Raw genomic sequence first — 3,434 nt, forward strand, 5'->3', positions numbered from 1 at the left:
TTCGAGCAGGATGCCGCGAACTTGTTCTTCCAACTGGTCTCCAGCCGCTACGAACACGCCTCGCTGATCCTGACCTCAAACCTGCCCTTCGCCAAAGCGCACTTGTTCACGCGAACCTGTGCGGAAGTGGCGTCGTAATGTGACACGTTCGCACCTGTCAGGGTTCAGCGAGCTGCTCGGGCAATCGGCCATCGTCGAGGTGATCGGCGAGGTAGATCATCGCTCCTTCGGGTCTCATCCCGAATGCTGCCGCGACGAGTTTCGGGTCGATCGTGTTGACCAGATCGGCCAGCCGAGTGCTGCGCAGCATCTTGGGTGGCAGACCGCATGGATCGAGCAGGTGACTCATGTATGCCTCGGACGCCGGTCGCCGGTCGGCTTTGGTGCCGCGGGTGACGATCACGTGCGGGTTGTTGGTGCGCAGGGTCTCGCGGTGATCGAGGCTGCGTTGCAGAGCGATCCAGCTGACCGGGTCCAGCGGCACGGGGTGGGGGTGCTTGCCGAGCCGGATCGAGCGATCACTGGTGTCGATGTGGTCGACCTGCAGCAGCCGCAGCTCACGGCTGGAGGCACCGTGCAATATGGCAAGGAGTCCGAAGAGGGCCTCGTGCGGGTGCGCGGCAGGGTCGGCGCTCCAGCGGCGAAACAGGGTGCGTTGCTGGGTGATGGCGAGGGTGCGGCCGCGAAATCCCCTGTGACGCTTGGCCGACATGCCGCGCGTCGGGTCGATGAGCACCGCACGGTAGTTGCGTGCGAATCGGAAGAATTGGCCCAATACAGTCAGGCGTCGCGCTCGGGTGTTCGGCAGTCCGGCGAGGAACGCCTCGATATCGGTGACGTCAACGAGTGCCCAATCCTGTTTGCCGCGGTGGGTATCGAGGAAACAGGCGAGGTCGCGCACTATCGTCAACGCTGACTCGATGGTGCGGTCGGTGCGGGGCCGGGTGCCCGCACGCCGGGCCCGGTCGCGGGCGTGCAGCATGGATTCGGCGAAGGCCGCGACAGCGGCGCGCATCGGAGCCGGGGTGGCATCGATCCGTTTCTTGCGCCGTCCAGCGGCGAGCCTCTGGTCCTGGTCGGTGGCCATCGCCAGTCCACGCTCGGTGAAGAACGTCTCCAGGGCACGCGCCAGTGATCCCATCGACCGGCCGGGCCGGCGGGCTCGCTCGAGCACGCTTTGCGGGTGGTTGGGGTGTTCGTCTTCGAGAAGTCGAGCAAGCGTGGTGATCAACCTGCAGGCGCGAGCGGGACAGTGATGGGCGGCCAGATGCGCGACGAAGTCGTCGAGCCAGTCCGGTGGTTCGGCGAGCCCAGCGGCCAGGGTCTCGCCGCGTACGAACGGCCGGTCGGGGTGGCGCTGCCAGCATCGCCCGCACATACCGCGCCCGGCGTGGCGGCGCAGCTCACCGCAGGACACACAGATGCGGGGCGGCTCCTTTGGCGGGCCGGGCCGCGAGCACCGGCCACACCACCCAGTCGAGCGGAGATAGCCGGGCTTTGCGCAGCGCGGGCACGCCGATTTCGCGGCGGCGAGCGCGGCCCGCTTCTGGCACGGCCGACACACCGTCTCACCGCGGAATTTGATCGGTCCGCCGCATTCGCGGCAGCGGCGTGAGCACAGCACGCACCGGCCCGTCTCCGGAATCAACACCCGGCCCTGGCCGCAGCCCGGGCATCGCGCCTTGGCCGCCTGCTCTCGTAACCGGCGGGTGCACCGGCAGCAGTGCTCGCGGCCGATGTATCCGACCGGTGCGCCGCAGTCGAGGCAGTCTCGTTGCCGTTTCCCCATCAGCCGCAACCCGTTCTAACCCTTGAGTGGGGCCCTACATTGGCGGCATCGACCGACCCCGCGCGGTGGCGGTCTTGGGCTCTGAGACAACTGGGCGCGGCGATGGCGCGATCTGTTCGACTGGGGTGGTGTCGATCTCGAACAAGTCATCTGCGGTGCAGTCCAGCGCGGTGCATAAGGCGATCAGCGTCGAGAGCTTGATCTGGGTGGGCTCTTTGGTCAACAGCGCTGACACCGACGCCGCTGATAACTCCAGACCCGCTCGCTCGGCCAGTAGCCGCCGCAGCTCGGTGCCGGTCCAGACCTCGCGCTGGGCCGCGGCCATCCGTAGCCGCCATCGAATCTTCATGCCGTCCCGTCCTCTCCGCTCAGCTCGGCCAGCGTCGAGGTGACCGCACGCCGGTAGGCGTCCTCGATGAATGTCGCCGACGGCCGCACATACCGCATCGTCGAGCTCACCGTCCAATGCCCCAACAGCTGTTGAATCGCAACCAGATCCACACCGCGCTCATAGTTGTGAGTAGCGCAGGCCCGGCGCAGCGCGTGCGGGCTGAACCGCTCGGTCGCCGGCCGGCCCTCCAGCTCCATCAGATATCGCAGCCGATTGCGGATCGTGCCACGATGCAATGGGCCGCCGGACTCGTCGGCGAACAGCACCGGCGAGTCCGGGAACTTCGGGCGCACATCGGCCAGAAACCAGCGCAACAACACCTCCAGCCCGTCCAACATCGGTACCCACCGCGGCCGGGGACCGGACATGTGGGCAGCCTTGCCGAACCGCACGTGCAACTTACCGAACGGTCCACGATCGAAATGCACGTCCGGAATCTCCAGCAGCGCAGACTCTTCCGACCGCAACCCAGCGTGATACAGCGTCCGGAACATCGCGTAGTCCCGCGCGGCCGGACCGTACTTGCGGGCGGTGGCGATCCTCGACTTCAGGAACTCGAAGAACTCGCTCACCCGCTCCGGGGTCGGCGGCGCCGCGACTGCCGGCGAGTCGTCGCCCACGTGCCGGGAGGCGTTGAACTCGTCCACCGGGCATACCAACCGCGTCCCGAACATGGCCTCGATCTCAGCAGCCTTGCGGGTCTGCAGGAACCGATGGAACCCCTTGAAGATCTGCACGTACTCTCGGCGCGTCGACGCCGCTCGCCCCGCCATCGCCAGCTCGCCGACCACGCGATCGATGTCCTCACTGGTGACCTCCCACGCCGGACGCCCCAGCGCCGCCAACGTCCGCTCCAACAACCCAATATCATTGTCGATCGTCACCAGGCTGAATCCTCGAGCATGCCACGACGCCACCAACGCATCGACGCATTCACGTTGAAACACAACAGGATCGGCAGAAACAGGCTCGACCGGTGCGGCGCCACCGGGAATCAGCCGCAGACCCTCCACTAGCCGCACACCTTCTTCTCACCTAACTGGTTAAGGCAGCACCTAATATATCGCGACCACGCCTTGAAGATCGGCAAGACACGCAGACCAGTCGAAAGCCCAGCTAGCAGGGCAAAACGGTCACAACGAACATGTGCCAGCTCCAGTTCGCTGGGGCGACGTCTTCGGGGATCAAGTCGTAGCCGCGGCGATGATCGACCGCATCGTCCACCACGCCGACGTCCTGACCCTCAAAGGCTCC

At 66.2% G+C, this 3,434-nt stretch carries 3 protein-coding genes and 2 pseudogenes; 2 read left to right on the forward strand and 3 right to left on the reverse strand.

Annotated features, from left to right (window positions below; genetic code table 11):
* A pseudogene (locus RMCN_RS20615) lies at positions 1-96 on the forward strand (ATP-binding protein); the annotation flags it as partial.
* 61 nt (positions 97-157) lie between these two features.
* Here RMCN_RS20615 and RMCN_RS20620 read toward each other — a convergent pair.
* The 3 genes from RMCN_RS20620 to RMCN_RS20630 are packed head-to-tail and all read right to left on the reverse strand — an operon-like array spanning position 158 to position 3,202.
* Positions 158-1,789: a tyrosine-type recombinase/integrase gene (locus tag RMCN_RS20620; protein ID WP_201028895.1), complete on the reverse strand. Its 1,632-nt coding sequence runs from the start codon at positions 1,787-1,789 to the stop codon at positions 158-160.
* A gap of 34 nt (positions 1,790-1,823) precedes the next feature.
* Positions 1,824-2,138 carry a helix-turn-helix domain-containing protein gene (locus RMCN_RS20625; protein WP_067393169.1) on the reverse strand — a complete coding sequence of 105 codons (315 nt, stop codon included), beginning with the start codon at positions 2,136-2,138 and terminating at the stop codon, positions 1,824-1,826.
* Complete coding sequence (locus RMCN_RS20630) at positions 2,135-3,202, reverse strand: tyrosine-type recombinase/integrase (protein ID WP_067393172.1); 1,068 nt, start codon at positions 3,200-3,202, stop codon at positions 2,135-2,137. The genes RMCN_RS20625 and RMCN_RS20630 overlap by 4 nt, the downstream gene beginning before the upstream one ends.
* 139 nt (positions 3,203-3,341) lie before the next feature.
* Between RMCN_RS20630 and RMCN_RS20635 the strand changes: the two are divergent.
* Positions 3,342-3,434 (forward strand): annotated as a pseudogene (locus RMCN_RS20635) (ATP-binding protein); the annotation flags it as partial.

Source organism: Mycolicibacterium novocastrense (genome assembly GCF_001570485.1).
GTDB classification, from domain to species: domain Bacteria; phylum Actinomycetota; class Actinomycetes; order Mycobacteriales; family Mycobacteriaceae; genus Mycobacterium; species Mycobacterium novocastrense.

Excerpts from the sequence above, each read along its gene's own strand:
- RMCN_RS20620 (WP_201028895.1), bottom strand. The coding sequence starts at position 1,789 with ATGGGGAAACGGCAACGAGACTGCCTCGACTGCGGCGCACCGGTCGGA.
- RMCN_RS20625 (WP_067393169.1), bottom strand. The coding sequence starts at position 2,138 with ATGAAGATTCGATGGCGGCTACGGATGGCCGCGGCCCAGCGCGAGGTC.